Consider the following 16,985-nt stretch of genomic DNA (forward strand, 5'->3'; position numbering starts at 1 on the left):
CCGCGGGGCGCGGCTCAACCGCGGGGCGCGGCTCAACCGCGGGGCGCGGCTCAACCGCGGGGCGCGGCTCAACCGCGGGGCGCGGCTCAACCGCGGGGCGCGGCTCAACCGCGGCGGCTCAGGCGGGGATGTTTCGGCGGCGGAGGCCGTTCAGGCCGATCGCGGTGAGGGCGGCCGCGATGGCCAGGAGCGCTAGCAGCGGGGTGACCGCGACGTCGCCGCCCGGAAGGTGCGGGATGTGGGTGAAGGGCGAGACGTCCAGGAGCCACTGGTCGAGCCGCACGGTCTGGCCGACCAGCAGGATCAGCAGGCACAGGGCGGGGGCGCCCCAGGCCGCGGCCGACAGGCGGGGGAGCAGTCCGAACAGGAGGACGGTCACCGCGGCCAGGACCCAGACCGCCGGCAGCTCGATCAGGGCGCTCGCCACGATGGCGCCGAGGTCTCCGTCGGTGTAGGTCAGGCCGGCCACCAGACCCTCCGCGAACAGGGCCACGGCCGGGCCTGCGAGACAGAACAGCAGGTGGGATCCGGCCCAGGCGTAGCGGGACACCGCCGTGGCCAGGATCGGCTCGGCGTGGCCGGACTGTTCCTCGTCGCGCAGGCGCAAGGCGGCCTGCACGGCGTAGCAGGAGGCGATCAGGCCGACGATGCCGGCCGTACCGGCGAAGTAGTTGTCGACCAGGCTGGTGGCGCCGCCGAGGCGGGTGAAGATGTCGCCCACCCGCTGGTTGTCCTCGACGAGGTCGACGACGCTGCCGCCGACGCCGCCGAAGATCAGGCCGAGCAGGGCGAAGCCGGTCGTCCAGCCGATCAGCAGGCCGCGGTGCAGGCGCCAGGCCAGGGCCAGGGGCGTGCCCAAGCCGGACGTCGCCGGTCCAGGGCGGGCCGGGAGCAGGCCGCCGCCGAAGTCGCGCCGGGCCAGCAGAACCGCCGACAACCCCGAGGCCAGGACCACGAACAGGGCCGACAGCAGCACCGGCCACCAGTCGTTCGCGCCCCACGGGAAGATGTGTGTCGCCCAGCCGATGGGGGAGAGCCAGCTCAGCCACGAGACCGCGCCGTCGCCGACGGCCGAGACGTCCCCCGCCACCCGCAGCGCGTACGCGGCGCCGAGCGCGACCACCGCGATGGTCCGCGCCCCGCGCGCACCGGCGGTGAGCTGCGCGGCGACGGCACCGACGGCGGCGAAGGCGCAGCCGCTGAGGGCGAACTCGGCCCCGAACAGCACCGCCCCCTCGGCCGGCAGGTTCTGCCCGAGCATGGCCGCGGTCAGGATCGCGCCGAGCAACAGGCTGGCCGCGCACGTCGTGATCAGGGCGGCCGCGAGTGGGGCGTGCCGCCCGACGGCGCCGGCCGCCACCAGCTCCGTACGGCCGAACTCCTCGTCGGCGCGGGTGTGCCGGATGACCGTGAGGGCCGCGAAGAGCGCCACCATGATCGGGATGAAGCCGGACCGCCAGGCCACTATCTCGCCCAGCGAGGAGCCGCTGATCAAGCCGTAGAGGCCGACGAAGCCGGCGTTGGAGCCGCTGACCGTCGCGTATTCGAGGCGGTCGGCCGCGGTCGGGAACAGGCTTTCGAAGGACGTCGCGTAGCCGGCCGGGATCAGGGCGAGGGCGATCACCCACAGCGGCAGGACGACGCGGTCGCGGCGCAGGATGAGCCGGATCAGCCGGCCGGTCCCGGTCATGAGCCGGACCGGGAGTACTGGCGCAGGAACAGCTCCTCCAGCGACGGCGGCTGGCTGACCAGCGAGGTCACCCCGACCTGGACCAGCGTCTGCAGGGCGGGCGAGAGGGCGTCGGAGTCGACGTCGAACCGTACGCGGCCGTTGTCGATCTGGAAGTCGTGCACGCCGGCCAGGGAGGCCAGGCCGTCCGGGGGTCCGGCCAGGTCGGCCTGGATCGTGGTGCGGGTGAGGTGGCGCAGGTCGGCCAGGGTGCCGGTCTCGACGGTGCGGCCGTCGCGGATGATCGTCAGCCGGTCGCACAACTTCTCGACCTCGGCCAGGATGTGGCTGGAGAGCAGGACCGTACGGTCGCCGCGCCTTTTCTCCTCTTTGATCACCTCGCTGAAGACCTCCTCCATCAAGGGGTCGAGGCCGGAGGTCGGTTCGTCGAGGATGAGCAGTTCGACGTCGGAGGCGAGCGCCGCGACCAGGGCGACCTTCTGCCGGTTGCCCTTGGAGTAGGTGCGGCCCTTCTTGCGCGGGTCGAGTTCGAAGCGTTCCAGCAGGTCCGCGCGGCGCCGGGGGTCGAGGCCGCCGCGCAGCCGGCCGAGCAGGTCGATGACCTCGCCGCCGGTCAGGTTGGGCCAGAGGGTGACATCTCCGGGCACGTACGCGAGGCGTTTGTGCAGTTCGGTGGCGGACGACCAGGGGTCGCCGCCGAGCAGGCGGGCGTGGCCGCCGTCGTACCGCATGAGGCCGAGCAGGACGCGGATCGTGGTGGTCTTGCCGGCCCCGTTCGGGCCGAGGAACCCGTGCACCTCGCCGGTACGCACGTGCAGGTCGAGCCCGTCGAGGGCGGTGACCGGGCCGAACCGCTTGATCAGCCCGGTGACGTCGATGGCGTCGCTCATGATGGGGCCTCCCCGAAGATCTTGTCGAGCTGGGCCCGCGCCTGATCTGCCTGCGAGGGCGTGATGAGGGGTTGCGAGAAAAGGTCGAGAGACGCGTTCAGTACGCGCGTCCAGCCCTCGACGGAGCCGACGTCGCTGCCCACGGCGCGGGAGAGAAGCTCGCGCATGGTGAACATCGACATCTTCATGACGGTGAGCAGGCCGATGAACGCCGCGGGGTCGGTCACCTTGAGATCGGGCTGCTGGGCCAGCCACTCCCGGCCGTGGTCGATGATCCGGTCGAACATGGCCGTGCCGGACGGCGAGCCGTCCATGGTCGAGCGCATGAAGTAGCGCTGGAGCAGCAGGATCTTGGGTGTCAGCCGGTCGAGCGACTGGAACTCGGTGAAGTGGGCGTTGACCCGCAGGAGTTCGCTCAGCGCGTACTCGTCGCAGGCGTCTCGTAGCCCCTCTTTGGAGCCGAAGTGGTGACGCAGGAGGCCGGAGGAGACCCCGGCCGCCTGCGCGATGTCACGGATGGTGGCGGCCTCGATGCCACGCTCGGCGAAGAGCTCGATCGCGGCGTCGCGGATGCGCGCTCGTGCGGTCAGGTCGCTACTCACATGTGTAGTTTACTGCACACGTGTGTAGCGTGCCTAGCGTCGATCTGGCAGCAGTCGCTCCTCGTGGTCGAGCTCCCGCTCCAAGATCCGCAGACTCTCGTCGTTGAGGTTGCCCGCGTCCCGCCATCGCAGCAGCTCCTCGCGCTGCGACTCGATCACCATGCGCCTGACCATCAGTGCCGCCTCGTACTCCGGCGAGGTCGGCACCTCGTCCGAGTCGGCGTTCTCGAGCAGGTCCAGGCGCCGGCTGTAGCGTTCGAGCCGGATCTCCAGCTGCTTGCGCATGTTCTCGATGGCCCGGTCCTCGACGTGGTCGTGCTGCTCCTCCTGGATGTCCTCGAGCCGGTCCAGGGCGGCCCGCACCGCGGCCGACCGGGCCTCGTTGCGCTCCCGGGCGTCGTCGGCGTGGTTGGCCCGCAGGCCCAGCATCCGGACCAGCGGGGCAAAGGTCAGACCCTGGCCGAGCAACGTCACCAGCACCACCACGAAGGCGCAGAAGTGCAGCAGCTCGCGGTTGGGCACCGACTCCGGCAGGGTGAAGATGGCGGCCAGACTGATCACGCCCCGGGTTCCGGCCCAGCTCAGCGCGGTCACCTCGCGGCCGGTCAGGGCCTGCTCGCTACGCGGCCCCTCGACGTCCTCGCCGCCCAGCCGGGCGTGCAGCGAGCGTGGCAGCAACTGGGTGAGGATCAGCCACAGCGGGCGCAGGATCAGCGTCACGCCGACCGTCACCGACACCGCGATGATGATCGTGGACATGTCGTAGTTGCTCAGCTCGTCCACCACGTTCGGCAGTTGCTGGCCGATCAGCAGGAAGACGATGCCCTCGAGCAGGAAGTCGACGAGCCGCCAGACCGCGCTGGTCTGCAGGCGGCTGGCCGCCCCGCTGTAGCGGGGCGAGTCGTGCCCGATGATCAGGCCGGCGATCACCACGGCCAGCACACCGGAGACATGGACGGACTCGGCCAGGATGTACGCGGCGAGCGGGGTGGCCAGCGAGATCGCGTTCGCGGTGAGCGGGTCCTGCCGGATGTGTCGGAGTTGCCGGATCACGAAAGCGACCACGACACCGGCGACCACGCCGCCGATGGCCATCAGGAAGAACTCGCCGATCGCCGACGGCACGGAGAAGTGACCGCCGTTGGCGGCCGCGACGGCGACCGTGAGGATGGTCAGCGCGGTCGCGTCGTTGAGCAGGCCCTCGCCCTGGATCAGTGTGATCAGCTTGCCCGGCAGGCCGGCCCGGCGGCCCACCGCGAGCGCGGCCACCGGATCGGGCGGGGCGACCGCGGCGCCCAGGGCGACACCGGCGGCCAACGTCGCGCCACCGACCCACAGATCGATCCCCCAGCCGATGAGCAGGGCGGTGACCAGAACCAACAGCACCGAAAGACTGATCACGGTGCGCATGTGGCGGCGGATGTCGAGCAGCGAGGAATCGAGCGCCGCGTTGTAGAGCAGCGGCGGGATCACATAGGTCATCACGAGCTCGGGTTCGAGCTCCAGATTCGGCCCGGGCAGCAACGCGTACGTGATGCCGGCGATCGTCAGAAGAGCGGCGGCCGGAAGGCCCGTCTTCTCCGCGATCAGCCGTACGCCCACGATCAGCGCGACGCCGCCGAGGATGAGAAGGAGTGTGGTCTCGGCGTGCACACCTCTCATCTTTCCTGGCCGACACAGGGATAACTGTGTCGGCCAGGAAAACAATGATCAGTAGCGGTAGTGCTCCGGCTTGTACGGGCCGTCGACGTCGACGCCCAGGTACTCGGCCTGCTTCTTGCTGAGGGTCGTCAGCTTGACGCCGAGGGCGTCCAGGTGCAGCCGCGCGACCTTCTCGTCCAGGTGCTTCGGGAGCACGTAGACCTGCTTCTCGTACTCACCCGGCTTGGTCCAGAGCTCGATCTGGGCCATGACCTGGTTGGTGAACGAGTTGGACATGACGAAGCTGGGGTGGCCGGTGGCGTTGCCCAGGTTCATCAGGCGGCCCTCGGACAGCACGATCACCGAGTGGCCGTCCGGGAAGCGCCACTCGTGGACCTGCGGCTTGATCTCGACCTTCTCGATGCCCGGCACCTTGGCCAGGCCGGCCATGTCGATCTCGTCGTCGAAGTGCCCGACGTTGCCGACGATCGCGTTGTGCTTCATCGCCTGCAGGTGCTCGACCCGGATGATGTCGGTGCCACCGGTGGTGGTGATGAAGATGTCCGCCTCGCCGACGACATCCTCGAGCCGGGCCACCTGCATGCCGTCCATCGACGCCTGCAGCGCGCAGATCGGGTCGATCTCGGTGACGACGACGCGAGCGCCCTGACCGCGCAGTGTCTCGGCCGCGCCCTTGCCGACGTCGCCGTAGCCGCAGACGATGGCCAGCTTGCCGCCCAGCATCACGTCGGTGGCCCGGTTGAGGCCGTCGACGAGCGAGTGGCGGATGCCGTACTTGTTGTCGAACTTGCTCTTGGTGACCGCGTCGTTGACGTTGATCGCCGGGAAGAGCAGGGTGCCCTCCTTGGCCAGCTTGTACAGCCGGGCCACGCCGGTCGTGGTCTCCTCGGTGACGCCGCGGATGTCGGCCGCCACCCGGGTGAACCGCTGGCCGTCGGTGGCCAGCGAGGACCGGAGCGTCTCGAGAATGATCGAGTACTCGTGGCTGTCGGCGTCGGTGGTCTGCGGGACCGCGCCGGCCGCCTCGAACTCGACACCCTTGTGTACGAGCAGGGTGGCGTCGCCGCCGTCGTCCAGGATCATGTTCGGACCCTGGCCGTTGCCGAAGTCGAACAGGTTCATCGTGGCCCACCAGTACTCGTCCAGCGTCTCGCCCTTCCAGGCGAAGACCGGAACGCCGGCGGGGGCGTCGACGGTGCCGTTCGGGCCGACGACGACGGCGGCCGCCGCCTCGTCCTGGGTCGAGAAGATGTTGCAGGACACCCAGCGCACCTCGGCGCCGAGCGCGACCAGCGTCTCGATCAGGACTGCGGTCTGCACGGTCATGTGCAGCGAGCCGGCGATCCGGGCGCCGCTGAGCGGCTTGGCGTCGCCGAACTCCTTGCGCAGGGACATCAGGCCGGGCATCTCGTGCTCGGCCAGGCGGAGCTGATGACGACCGGCCTCGGCCAGTGAGATGTCCGCGATCGCGAACTCGAGGCCGTTACGGGTCTGAAGCTTGTCGCTCACGAAGAGGGTCTCCTCCCTCATCAGGAGGCGCCCTTGAGTCAGAAACCCGAGCCGAGCGTGGCGAACCACCCATCAGGAGCTCGGGGGCCCGTCGCAGCGCCTCTCGGACGCGGGCTCTAATACTCTAGCGTGTCCGGTCTGGCAGGGTAGGGGATCATGCGTCTGCGCACTCAGCTCACCCTGGCCGTCACGGCGGTGGTGGCCCTCGTGGTGGCCCTGGCCGGGTTTTTCGTCGTGCTGCGCATCGACAGCCGGGATCAGGAGGCTCTCGACCGCGAGATCTCGTCCCGGGCCGACCGGGTACGCGTCACCGCGTCGAAGACCGGGACCCTCGCCTCGGACGGCTCGTTCGTGGCCCGGTTGATCAAGGACGGCGTACTCGTCAAGCAGGTCGGATCGTCGGCCGGCGTCCCGCTGCCGGTCGCCGAGGGCTACACGACGGTGAAAACCGGTGACGGCCAGTGGCGTTCGCTCGGCGAGACGCTGCCGTCGGGCGCCCAACTCCAGATTCTGATGAGTCAGGACGACCTGAACGACCAGCACGGCAGTAACGTGCGCATCGTGGTTCTCCTCGTGGTCCTCGCGGCCCTGTTCAGCGCGGCCGGTGTCTGGTTCGCGACGGGATACATGCTGCGCCCGTTCCAGCGCCTGCTGACCTCGGCGCGGGACCTCGACCCGGCGGACCCGGCGTCGCGCCTGCCCGAGGTGCGCAGCCCGCGCGAGGTGGCCGAGCTGGCGTCGACCCTGAACGGCCTGCTCGACCGCGCCCGCGGAGCTCCCGCCCCGTCCGCCCCGCCGGTTTCCTCCCCGTTGACCGCCGAGACGATCGAGATACCGAAGATCGTCGTGGAGAAGGTCGTGGAGAAGGTCGTCACCACGCCGGGGCCCGACCTCCGCCCGCCGCTGGCCGATCTCGGCGCCAACCTCGAGACCCTGCTCGACAATCCGGACATGCCGGCCACCCAGCGCCACCTCATCCTGGCCGCCATGGCCGACGAGCACCGTCGCATGCTCGCCCTGCTTGCGGAGCAAGCTGACCGGTGACCAGTCGCGCCAGGGGTGGAACAAACATCAAAGACCTTCCATAAGACCTCAAAAACCCCTCATTCTGTACGGCGTGAAGCACCTCCACCGGATCCGCGAGATCGCCGAGCGCGCCGGCCTGAGCCCGGCCACCGTGGACCGGGTGCTGCACGAGCGGGGCGGGGTGCGTGAGAGCACCGTCCGCCGGGTCCACCAGGCCATCGCCGCCCTGGACGGCCGGGAACCGCCGTACCACCCGGCCGTGCCGATCGACGTGGTCGTCCCCCGCCCGGATCCGGTCCGGGCCGCCTTCGCGGCCGAGCCGCCGCCGCTGATCCGCCCCCGCTTCCTCAGCGACCTGGCCCGGGCCGGCCACGCCCGGGGCCTGATCCTGGACGCCCCCGACACGCCGGAGGTCACCGAGGCGGTCGGCCGGCTCGGCGTCCCCGTCGTCACCCTCGGCCGCGACCTGCCCTCGAGCAAACGGATCGCGCACTTCGGCCCCGACCACGGGGAGTCCGGCGCGACCGCCGCGTACCTGATCGAGCAGTGGCTGGCCGACCGGGCCGGCGACGTGCTGCTCGTGGAGGGCGACCGGGACGAGAGCGCCTTCCGGGCCGAGATGAGGTCGCGCGCACCGAACCGGCGGCTGCTGTCCGTGCCGCTCGCCGAGGTGCGGCCGGCGCTGGCCGCCAACCCGTCGGTGCGGGCGGTCTACTCGGCCACCAGCGGCAACGCCCAGGTGGTGGCAGCGTTCGCGGCCGAACGCCGCCGCTACGACGTCTTCGTGGCGTACGACCTCGACGACGAGAACGCCGGCCTGCTGCGCGAGGGCAAGCTGTCCGCCGTACTCCATCATGATGTGCGGTCCGACCTTCGGAACGCGTGCCGAGCCATCCTGCGGGAGCTCGGCCTGCTGCCCGGGCCGCTGCCGGAGACGCCCGCCCCGGTGCGGGTGATAACTCCGATGAACATTTCCGCCTGATGCTGTCCGATAGCCGGTGTCCCCGTTCGTCACCCTGGTGACAAGCGAACAGCGAGGGAGTGGACAGCGATGAAGTACATGATGTTCGTCTGCACCGACACCGAGCCGGAGACCGACGAGTCACGGGTGCCCGACATCGAGGTGTGGGTCGCCGAGAACGACGCCGCCGGCCGCCGGGTCACCGGCAGCGTGCTGGGCGCCACGTCGGCCGCCACCACGGTCCGGGTCCGCGGCGGCGAGGTGCTGCTCACCGACGGCCCGTTCACCGAGACCAAAGAGGTGATCGTGGGATTCGACATCCTGGAGTGCGCTGATCTGGACGAGGCGATCGCCGTGGCGGCGGCCCACCCGATGGCCTACAACGGCCGGATCGAGCTCCGCCCCTTCGCGGACCTGTGAAGGAAGTAGCTGAGGCGGCCCAGGACTCGTACGCCCGGATCGTCGCGACCCTGATCCGGGTGACGGGGAACTGGAGCCTGGCCGAGGACTGCGCCCAGGACGCGCTGACCGCCGCGCTGGAGCGATGGCCGCGCGACGGCGTGCCCGGCAACCCGGGCGGCTGGCTCATGACGGTCGCCCGGAACCGGGCCGTCGACGTGCTGCGGCGCGCCGCGGTCGAAGAGACCAAGCTGCGGGAGATGGCGATGCTTGCGGGCTCGGGGGATTCTGCGCCGTCCGACGACCGGCTGCGGCTCATCTTCACGTGCTGCCATCCGGCGCTGTCGCTGGAGGCGCGGGTGGCGCTGACCCTGCGTACGGTCGCCGGGGTGCCCACGGCCGGCATAGCCCGCGCCTTCCTGGTCTCCGAGGCCACCATGACCCGCCGCCTCACCCGGGCCAAGTCGAAGATCGCGGCCGCCCGTATCCCGTACCGCGTACCGGCCGACCTGGGCGAACGCTTGCCGGGCGTACTGGCCGTGCTCTACCTGCTGTTCACCCGAGGCTACGACGCCGACGGCGAGCCGGCCTTCGCCGACGAGGCGATCAGGCTGGCCCGCATGCTGACGGCGCTGATGCCGGGCGAGCCGGAAGTGGCGGGACTGCTGGCCCTGTTGCTGTTGCAGCATTCCCGCCGAGCCGCCCGCCGCGACGAGGCGGGCGACCCGATCACGCTCGCGCGGCAGGACCGTTCCCGCTGGGACCGGGCGGCGATCGACGAGGCGGTGAAGATCTTGTCCGGTACGCCGGTGGAAGGTCCATATGCGATCCAGGCGCACATCGCGGCCTGCCACGCGGGGGAGAGCACCGACTGGAGGTCGGCGGCTTCGTGGTACGACGAGTTGGCGCGGGTGCAGCCGACACCGGTGGTCGAACTGAATCGGGCCGTGGCACATGGTTACGCCTACGGCCCGGCGGCCGGATTGTCGCTGCTGGCCTCGGTGAGCGGCGCTCCGGAGGGATATACGCTGGCCGTGGAGGCCGACTTGCGAGAGCGCGGCGGCGAGGCGGACCGCGCTTTAGACCTGTTCCGCCGGGCCGCGGCCGCGGTGCCTGACGGCCCGGAACGGCGAGCCCTGCTCAAGCGCGTCCACAGCGAGCCGCGTAAGCCCTGATGCCTCAGGCCGCGGCCAGCTTGTTGGTGGCGTCCAGGGCCTTCGTCGACCAGCGCACCGCGTCCATGTACTCGCCGACCAGGTTCACGTCGGCCGGGCCGCATTCGCCGTGTTCGTACGCGTCCACCGCCTGCAGCACCTGACCCAGCGAGCCTGTCCCGTTGGTCAGGGCCGCCGCCACCTGTGGGTGCAGTGGGAACTGCTCCGCCATGTCGGCCGGTGTCATGCCCAGCACGCCCGCCACCCCCGTGATGACTCCCGCCATGAACGCCGCGTCCGACGGGGCGCCGAACGAGTGGGCCACGTTCTCGCAGAGCCGGGCCCGGGTCAGCACGTCCAGCATGTGCTCCTCGGTCGCCCCGCCCACCTCGTCCAGCACCATCAGCATCGCCCACTGGCGGATGTGCGGCAGGCCCACCATCACCACCGCCTGCTGGACCGATGAGACCCGGTTCGCATGGCCGGCCGCCACCGAGTTGCTCGCCCGCAGCACGCGCAGGGACAGGGCCGGGTCGCTCGCGATGATCGAGACGATGCGGGGGAGGTCGGCGTCGGGCGCGCTCAGCGCCGCCACCAGTTCGAGGCGCCGCAGGCGGGACGGTGACAGGCTGGCCACCGTGAGCACCTGGGGGTGCGAGAGGGCGTACCCCTGACGCAATTCCATGCCGTAGCGGTCGGCCAGGGCGAGCTGTTCGTCGGTTTCCAGCCGCTCGGCCACGATTTTGATGTTGGGGTGTTGCCGGCAGGCGGCCACCACCTCGTCGAGGTTGCTCAGGTCGCCGTCGAGCAGGTCGAGTTTGACGTACGAGGCGATGCCGAACAGCTGCTCGTGCCCGGAGCCCCAGACGAAGTCGTCGAGCGCGATCCGGTATCCGGCCTCGGCCAGCCGGGTGATGCCGGCGACGACCTCCTCGTCCATCTGCACCGTCTCCAGCACCTCGAGCACCACCTGGGCCGGGCCGAACGGGAGGGCGAGCTGCCCGGTGAGGAATTCCCGGGTGAGGTTGATGAAGCAGAGCCGGCCGCCGGCTACCTCGTTGATGCCGAACTCGGTGAACGCGTTCACGATGACCGTGCTGGTGGCGTACGTGTCCTGCCGTCCCGCCGCGACCGCTTCCATGCTGCCGCGGAAGAGCAGTTCGTAGGCGAACACGTCGCCCTGCTCATCGAAGATCGGCTGGCGGCCCACGTGCACGAGCTGGGTGCCGGTCGAGGAGGCGGTGGATGTCACACCGCTGCTATCGGCCACTACTCATCCGACTTGAGCCACCACGGGCTCGAGTAGGCGACGCCCCAGTCGTTGCAGGGATGGCCGAGCGGTCCGGGGGAGTCGTTCTCCTGTCCGGGGTCGGAGACGCGCAGCAGGACCCAGTCGCCGTCGGCGGCGTCGAGCGGGACGGTGAACCGGGTGACCCGGCCGACCTCGACGGCGATCACGTCGGCCACCTCGGGGACCTGACCGCCGGGCCGTAGCACCTGGACCAGCAGTTCCCGGCCTTCCCAGTGGCGGCCCCGGTCGAGGTCGAGCTCGAATTTCACGTCACCCTTGGTGAGGGGCAGGTGCTTTCCCATCCGTACGCCGTTGGCCCGCGCGTCCAGGCGTAGTCCGCTCACCCGGGTGGCGAAAAAGCGGCGGCGCCGCATCGCCTCGAGCACGCCGGCCCGGGTGTTCTCGGTGACCCAGATGCCGGTGCGCCCCCGGCCTTCGTCGAAGCCCCAGTCGGTGCCGTGCTCGTCGGCGACACCGGTGATCCCGGTCCGCCAGCCCGCGTTGAGGCAGGCGTTCAGTGGTGAGCCCTGCAGCGGCCAGCCCTCGAAGAGGTAGTCGTCGCGGTTGTTGAACATCTCCAGGCTCACCATCTGCCGGCGCAGTGCCGGGTGGTAGGCGAAGTTGTCGAAGCGCAGGAACTGCCGTCCGGGGTGGTTGAAGCCGCAGATCCCGGAGGTGTTGGCGATCCAGTCGTAGAGCCGGCGCATGCCGCCGGTCATGGTGGGCTCGGTGTAGTCGTCGGTGAACCAGACGTTGACGTGGCCGAGGGCCGAGTGCGACCACTCGAAGCCGCGGATCGCCGTGTAGGCGCCGGGCTCGTCGGCCTTGTCGGCGAGCTGCCCGGTGCGGCTCCACTCGGCGTGGTTGAGCCCGTCGATGCCGAGGAGCTTGGAGTGGTCGGTCAGCGCGGCCACGTCGAGTCCGGCCGAGCGCATCGAGGCGAAGGCGAGCGCGGGGTCGCCGTGGCCGTCGGACATGAGCGTGTGGTTGTGCAGGTCGGCTTCGACGAGCCGGGTGCCGTGGCTGATCGGGGATCGGCGCCGTCCGGCGACGGCCGCCCGGGCACTGCCGGGTGCGGCCGCGAGCATGAGCATCCCGCCGGCGGCGGCCAGCACAGAGCGTCGGGCGAAATGGTGTTTATGGGGGTGTTCGTCCGATGACATGCAGGCAGCTTCTCAAGATCCGGGCACCCGGCGTGGTTGAACCCCCGCAAGGGGTCGAAAGGTGCAAGAAGGAGATTCGTAGAGCGCAAACACCGAACAGCAGCGCGAAATTAGACGACAGCATCTTGTGCACTTCGTCACACCCGACCTATGGTCACCGGCAAGCTCCCTCCTCTGTAGAGAAGAGTTCGTCGATGTTCCTGGAACTGAGACGTGGCGGCTGGGCCATCGCGGCCGCCACAGCCTTGGGAACCGTCCTCAGCGGGGGCGCGGCCTACGCGGCTCCCGCCTCGCCGGCGCCGAAAGTCACCCGCGCCGGGCTCGACCCCGCCCTCGTCGCCGGCCGGGGCGCAGCCGTCGGCTTCCACGAGCAGGAGGCCGAGAACGCCCGGACGAACGGTGCCGTCATCGGCCCCGACCGCACGGCCTACACGCTTCCCGCCGAGGCGTCCGGCCGTTCCGCCGTGCGGCTCACGCCGGGCCAGTGGGTCGAGTTCACGCTGCCCCGGGCGGCCAACGCGATCACCGTGCGATACAGCCTGCCGGACGCGCCGAACGGCGGCGGGATCACCGCGCCGCTGACCGTGAAGGCCGGCAACCTGACCCGCGCGATGACGCTGACCTCGCAGTACTCCTGGCTCTACAACCAGTACCAGTTCACCAACGACCCCAACGCCGACCTGCTGCACCCGGACTGGTGGATCACCGAGTGCGCCTGCGTGCCGGCCGCCACCACCCCGGCGCCGGTGATCGCCAAGCCGTTCCGGCCCATGCACTTCTACGACGAGCAGCGCCTCCCGCTCGGCCAGACGGTCCGGGCCGGCGAGAAGGTCCGCCTCACCGCCTCGAACAAGGCCGCGTGGACCGTCATCGACCTGCTCGACTCCGAGTTGGTCGCGCCGCCCAAGGTCAGCCTCGTCGCGGCGAACGTCCTCGCCTTCGGCGCCGACCCGACCGGGCGCCGCGACTCCGCCCCGGCCTTCGACCGGGCCATCGCCTTCGCCCGCAAGGCCAAACTGAAGGTGTACGTGCCGCCGGGCACCTTCCAGGTCAACCGGCACATCGTCGTCGACGACGTGACGATCGAGGGCGCCGGCAACTGGTACACGATCATCAAGGGCCGCGAGGTCGCGCTGAGCACCCCGGCGCCGGACGGATCCGTGCACACCGGCGTCGGCTTCTACGGCAAGGACGCCAAGGACGGCGGCAGCCGCAACGTGCGTCTGTCCGGCTTCGCGATCGAGGGCGACGTCCGCGAGCGCATCGACACCGACCAGGTCAATGGCGTCGGCGGCGCGATGAGCGACTCGACCATCGACGGCCTCTACATCCACCACACCAAGGTGGGTCTCTGGTTCGACGGGCCGATGGCGAACACCAGGGTCACCAACAACATCATCGTCGACCAGATCGCCGACGGGCTGAACTTCCACACGGGGGTCACCCGCTCGCTGGTGCGCGGCAACTTCGTCCGCAACACCGGCGACGACGCGCTGGCGATGTGGGCCGAGAAGGTCACCAACTCCGGCAACACGTTCGACCGCAACACCGTGCAGACGCCGACGCTGGCCAACGGCATCGCGATCTACGGCGGCCACGACATCACGGTGTCGAACAATCTGGTCGCCGACCCGATCCGCGAGGGCAGCGCGATCCACGCGGGTTCCCGGTTCGGGGCCGAGCCGTTCACCGGCCACCTGTGGATCACCGACAACACCACGGTGCGCGCGGGCACGTACGAACTGAACTGGAACATCGGCCTGGGCGCGATCTGGATCTACGCGCTGGAGCGGAACATCGACGCCGACATCCGGGTGACCGGCGACCACTTCCTGGACAGCACCTACAACGCGATCATGCTGGTCGCCGACTGGCCGGTGAAGGATCTCTACTCGATCACCGATCTGCACTTCAAGGACATCAGGGTCGACGGCACCGGTACGAGCGTTCTCAGCGCCCGGGTGGCCGGCGGCGCCACGTTCGAGAACGTCGACGCCCGCAACGTGGGCGCGGTCGGCGTGAACAACTGCGGCACGTTCCACTTCACGCCCGAGGGGTCGGAGTTCGCACTGTCGGATCTCGGCGGCAACGACGGCGGCTGGCTGGCCCCGTGGATGCTGCCCAACACGATCACCTGCGACGACAGGCCCCCGGTGGTCGCGCCGCCCGCGCCCTCCACCTGGTAGCCCGAAGGATGCCGCCCCATCGGACGATTCCGGTGGGGCGGCGTTTCCTTGGTAGCCTCGCCCGAGTCGGCCGGGGAACGTCGTACGGAGGAAGTTTTGAGTCAAACGCTGCTGGTCACCGGTGGTGCCGGATTTGTCGGTTCCGCTCTGATCAAGTCACTGCTGACCGACTTCCCCGGGGCGGCGATCGTGTCGCTCGACAATTACTTCACCGGTGTGCCGGAAAATCACGTGAACGACCCCCGGGTGACCTACATCGACGGCTCGACGGTCGACCTCGCGAAGATCTGGGCCGGTCGCGGCCTGCCCAGCCCCGAGATCGTCTTTCACCTGGGCGAGTACTCGCGCATCGTGCAGTCGTTCGACGACCACGACCTGACCTGGGAGTTCAACCTCCACGGGACCAAGGAGGTCGTGAAGTTCGCGTCGGCCAACGGGTCCAAGCTGATCTACGCGGGCTCGAGCTCGAAGTTCGGCAACGACGGCCAGGACGAAAACCTGAACCCGTACGCCTGGACCAAGGCGAAGAACATCGAGTACATCAAGAACTACGCCGACTGGTTCGGCCTCGACTTCGCCATCACCTACTTCTACAACGTGTACGGGCCGGGCCAGATCACCAGCGGCAAGTACGCGACCGTGATCGGCATCTTCGAGGACCGCTACCTGCGCGGCGAGCCGCTGCCGGTGGTCTCGCCGGGCACCCAGACCCGCGACTTCACCCACATCGACGACATCGTGCGCGGCATCGTGCTGGTCGCCCAGAAGGGCAGCGGCGACGGCTACCTGCTCGGCGCCGGCCACGAGCGCCCCATCCTCGAGGTGGCGAAGATGTTCGGTGTGCCGTACGAGCTGGTTCCCGCCCTGCGCGGCGAGCGCGTCCGGGGCCAGGCCGACAACACCAGGGCGGCCGAGCTGGGCTGGCGCCCCGAGCGTCACCTGGACGAGTACATCGCGTCCTTCGTGGCGGCCCACCCCGTTTAACGGGTGATCAACCGGGAACGCGCCGCCGTATGGATCAGCGGCGCACCCCGGTGCTGGACGCCATCGAGCAGTTCCGGCACAACGACCAGTACTCCTTCGCCCTGCCCGGCCACCGCCTCGGCCTGGGCATTGACGACCGCACCGCCTCGGTGCTGTCGCGCGGCGCCTTCGAGGCCGACGTCATCTTCGCGAAGAGCGCGGTCTCCGAGGCCGAGGAACTGCTGGCCGATGCCGTCGGCGCTCACCACGCCGTCTTCACCACCTGTGGCTCCAGCATCTCGATCCACACCGCGATGCTGACCGTCACCGGGCCCGGCCGGAAGGTGCTGGTCGACCGGAACGTACACAAGTCGGTGGTGGCCTCGCTGATCCTGGCCGGCGCCGAGCCGGTGTGGCTGCGCCCGCGCTGGGACGCCGAGAACCAGATCGCCCACCCGGCCACCGCGAGCGACGTCGCCGCCGCCCTGAAGCGGGAACCGGACGTCTCGGCCGTCCTGATGATCACACCGACCGAGTACGGCACCGGCGCCGACGTCCGCGGTATCGCCCGGGCCTGCCACAAGCACGGCGTCCCGCTGCTGGTCGACGAGGCCTGGGGCGCGCACTTCCCATTCCACGACGACCTGCCCACCGCGGCCATCCAGGCCGGCGCCGACATCGTCGTGCAGAGCCTGCACAAGGCCGACGGCGGCCTCTGCCAGGCCTCGGTGATCCTGATGTGCGGCGACCTGGTCAACCCGGTCGACCTGCGGCTGCGGCTCGACCTGATCACCACCACGAGCCCGTCGGCGCTGCTCTACGGCTCGATCGACGGTTTCCGCCGCCGGATGGTGGCCGAGGGCCGCCAGCTGCTGGACGACGCGCTGCGCCGGACCAACCACCTGCGAGCCCGGCTCGGCAAGTTGTCCCCGCTGTCGGTCATGGACGAGTCGATCATCGGGCACGACGCCGTGGCCGAGTGGGACCCGATGAAGCTCTCGGTGGACGTCTCCGGCCTCGGCCTCACCGGCTACCAGGTCATGGACTGGATGTCGGAGCGCCGGCGCCTGAGCCTGCAGCTCGGCGACTCGCGCCGGGTGATCTGCTCGCTGACCTACTCCGACTCCGAGGTGGCCATGGAGCGGCTGGCCACCGCCTTCGAGGATCTGGTGGCCGAGCCACCGGCGCCGGACCGGCCGGCGCCCGCCGTGCCGCCGCTGGACGAGCTCGACCTCGACCAGGCGATGAACCCCCGCGACGCGTACTTCGCCGAGACCGAGCAGGTGGCCGACCCGGCCGGCCGGATCTCGGCCGAGATGATCAGCCCCTACCCGCCGGGCGTTCCGGCGATCCTGCCGGGCGAGCGCTTCAACGACGCGGTCGTGAAGTATCTGCGTGCCGGGCGCGCGGCGGGCATGGTAATCCCCGACGCGTCCGATCCGGAATTGGCAAGTTTTCGGGTCGTGCGTAACGGTTGTCACTGAGGCGA

14 protein-coding genes are annotated in these 16,985 nt (G+C 69.9%); 7 read left to right on the forward strand and 7 right to left on the reverse strand.

The genetic code is table 11. The features are described from left to right. Positions 1 to 118 precede the first annotated feature (118 nt). The 5 genes from ACGFJ7_RS42765 to ahcY are packed head-to-tail and all read right to left on the reverse strand — an operon-like array spanning position 119 to position 6,353. Positions 119 to 1,690, reverse strand: coding sequence for an ABC transporter permease (locus ACGFJ7_RS42765; RefSeq protein WP_392647849.1), 1,572 nt, complete (start codon positions 1,688 to 1,690; stop codon positions 119 to 121). Continuing rightward, positions 1,687 to 2,580 (reverse strand): ABC transporter ATP-binding protein, encoded by an 894-nt coding sequence (locus ACGFJ7_RS42770; protein ID WP_360246044.1) that lies wholly within the window; start codon positions 2,578 to 2,580, stop codon positions 1,687 to 1,689. The genes ACGFJ7_RS42765 and ACGFJ7_RS42770 overlap by 4 nt, the downstream gene beginning before the upstream one ends. Then, positions 2,577 to 3,182 carry a helix-turn-helix domain-containing protein gene (locus ACGFJ7_RS42775; protein WP_360246041.1) on the reverse strand — a complete coding sequence of 202 codons (606 nt, stop codon included), beginning with the start codon at positions 3,180 to 3,182 and terminating at the stop codon, positions 2,577 to 2,579. Before ACGFJ7_RS42775 ends, ACGFJ7_RS42770 begins: the two co-directional genes overlap by 4 nt. 33 nt (positions 3,183 to 3,215) lie before the next feature. Further along, positions 3,216 to 4,835, reverse strand: a complete 1,620-nt coding sequence (locus tag ACGFJ7_RS42780; RefSeq protein ID WP_392647854.1) for a Na+/H+ antiporter — start codon at positions 4,833 to 4,835, stop codon at positions 3,216 to 3,218. Positions 4,836 to 4,892: 57 nt separating this feature from the next. Then, a complete protein-coding gene (gene ahcY / locus ACGFJ7_RS42785) occupies positions 4,893 to 6,353 on the reverse strand; it encodes an adenosylhomocysteinase (protein WP_392647857.1) in 1,461 nt (486 codons plus the stop codon). A gap of 156 nt (positions 6,354 to 6,509) precedes the next feature. Between ahcY and ACGFJ7_RS42790 the strand changes: the two genes are divergently transcribed. From ACGFJ7_RS42790 to ACGFJ7_RS42805, 4 genes are all read left to right on the forward strand, one after another. Then, positions 6,510 to 7,397, forward strand: a complete 888-nt coding sequence (locus ACGFJ7_RS42790) for a hypothetical protein (RefSeq protein ID WP_360246032.1) — start codon at positions 6,510 to 6,512, stop codon at positions 7,395 to 7,397. Positions 7,398 to 7,470: 73 nt separating this feature from the next. After that, a complete protein-coding gene (locus tag ACGFJ7_RS42795; RefSeq protein WP_392647860.1) occupies positions 7,471 to 8,361 on the forward strand; it encodes a LacI family DNA-binding transcriptional regulator in 891 nt (296 codons plus the stop codon). Between the two features lie 69 nt (positions 8,362 to 8,430). Continuing rightward, positions 8,431 to 8,760: a YciI family protein gene (locus ACGFJ7_RS42800; RefSeq protein ID WP_392647863.1), complete on the forward strand. Its 330-nt coding sequence runs from the start codon at positions 8,431 to 8,433 to the stop codon at positions 8,758 to 8,760. Next, on the forward strand, positions 8,757 to 9,914 hold the full coding sequence (locus ACGFJ7_RS42805) for an RNA polymerase sigma factor (protein ID WP_392647864.1): 1,158 nt from the start codon (positions 8,757 to 8,759) through the stop codon (positions 9,912 to 9,914). The genes ACGFJ7_RS42800 and ACGFJ7_RS42805 overlap by 4 nt, the downstream gene beginning before the upstream one ends. A 4-nt stretch (positions 9,915 to 9,918) precedes the next feature. Here the strand turns inward: ACGFJ7_RS42805 and ACGFJ7_RS42810 are convergent, their stop codons facing one another. Further along, a complete protein-coding gene (locus ACGFJ7_RS42810; protein WP_360246020.1) occupies positions 9,919 to 11,145 on the reverse strand; it encodes an HDOD domain-containing protein in 1,227 nt (408 codons plus the stop codon). Between the two features lie 17 nt (positions 11,146 to 11,162). Then, entirely contained in the window at positions 11,163 to 12,347 is a 1,185-nt protein-coding gene (locus ACGFJ7_RS42815; protein ID WP_360246017.1) for a CehA/McbA family metallohydrolase, read from the reverse strand. Between the two features lie 194 nt (positions 12,348 to 12,541). Here ACGFJ7_RS42815 and ACGFJ7_RS42820 point away from each other — a divergent pair, with 194 nt between their 5' ends. From ACGFJ7_RS42820 to ACGFJ7_RS42830, 3 genes are all read left to right on the forward strand, one after another. Next, positions 12,542 to 14,533 (forward strand): glycosyl hydrolase family 28-related protein, encoded by a 1,992-nt coding sequence (locus ACGFJ7_RS42820; protein WP_392647867.1) that lies wholly within the window; start codon positions 12,542 to 12,544, stop codon positions 14,531 to 14,533. Between the two features lie 96 nt (positions 14,534 to 14,629). Continuing rightward, a complete protein-coding gene (locus ACGFJ7_RS42825; RefSeq protein ID WP_360246011.1) occupies positions 14,630 to 15,517 on the forward strand; it encodes an NAD-dependent epimerase/dehydratase family protein in 888 nt (295 codons plus the stop codon). A gap of 29 nt (positions 15,518 to 15,546) precedes the next feature. Further along, on the forward strand, positions 15,547 to 16,980 hold the full coding sequence (locus tag ACGFJ7_RS42830; RefSeq protein WP_392647870.1) for an aminotransferase class I/II-fold pyridoxal phosphate-dependent enzyme: 1,434 nt from the start codon (positions 15,547 to 15,549) through the stop codon (positions 16,978 to 16,980). The last annotated feature ends 5 nt before the right edge of the window (positions 16,981 to 16,985 follow it).

The organism is Actinoplanes sp. NPDC048988 (assembly GCF_043197815.1).
In the GTDB taxonomy this organism is placed as follows: Bacteria; Actinomycetota; Actinomycetes; order Mycobacteriales; family Micromonosporaceae; genus Actinoplanes.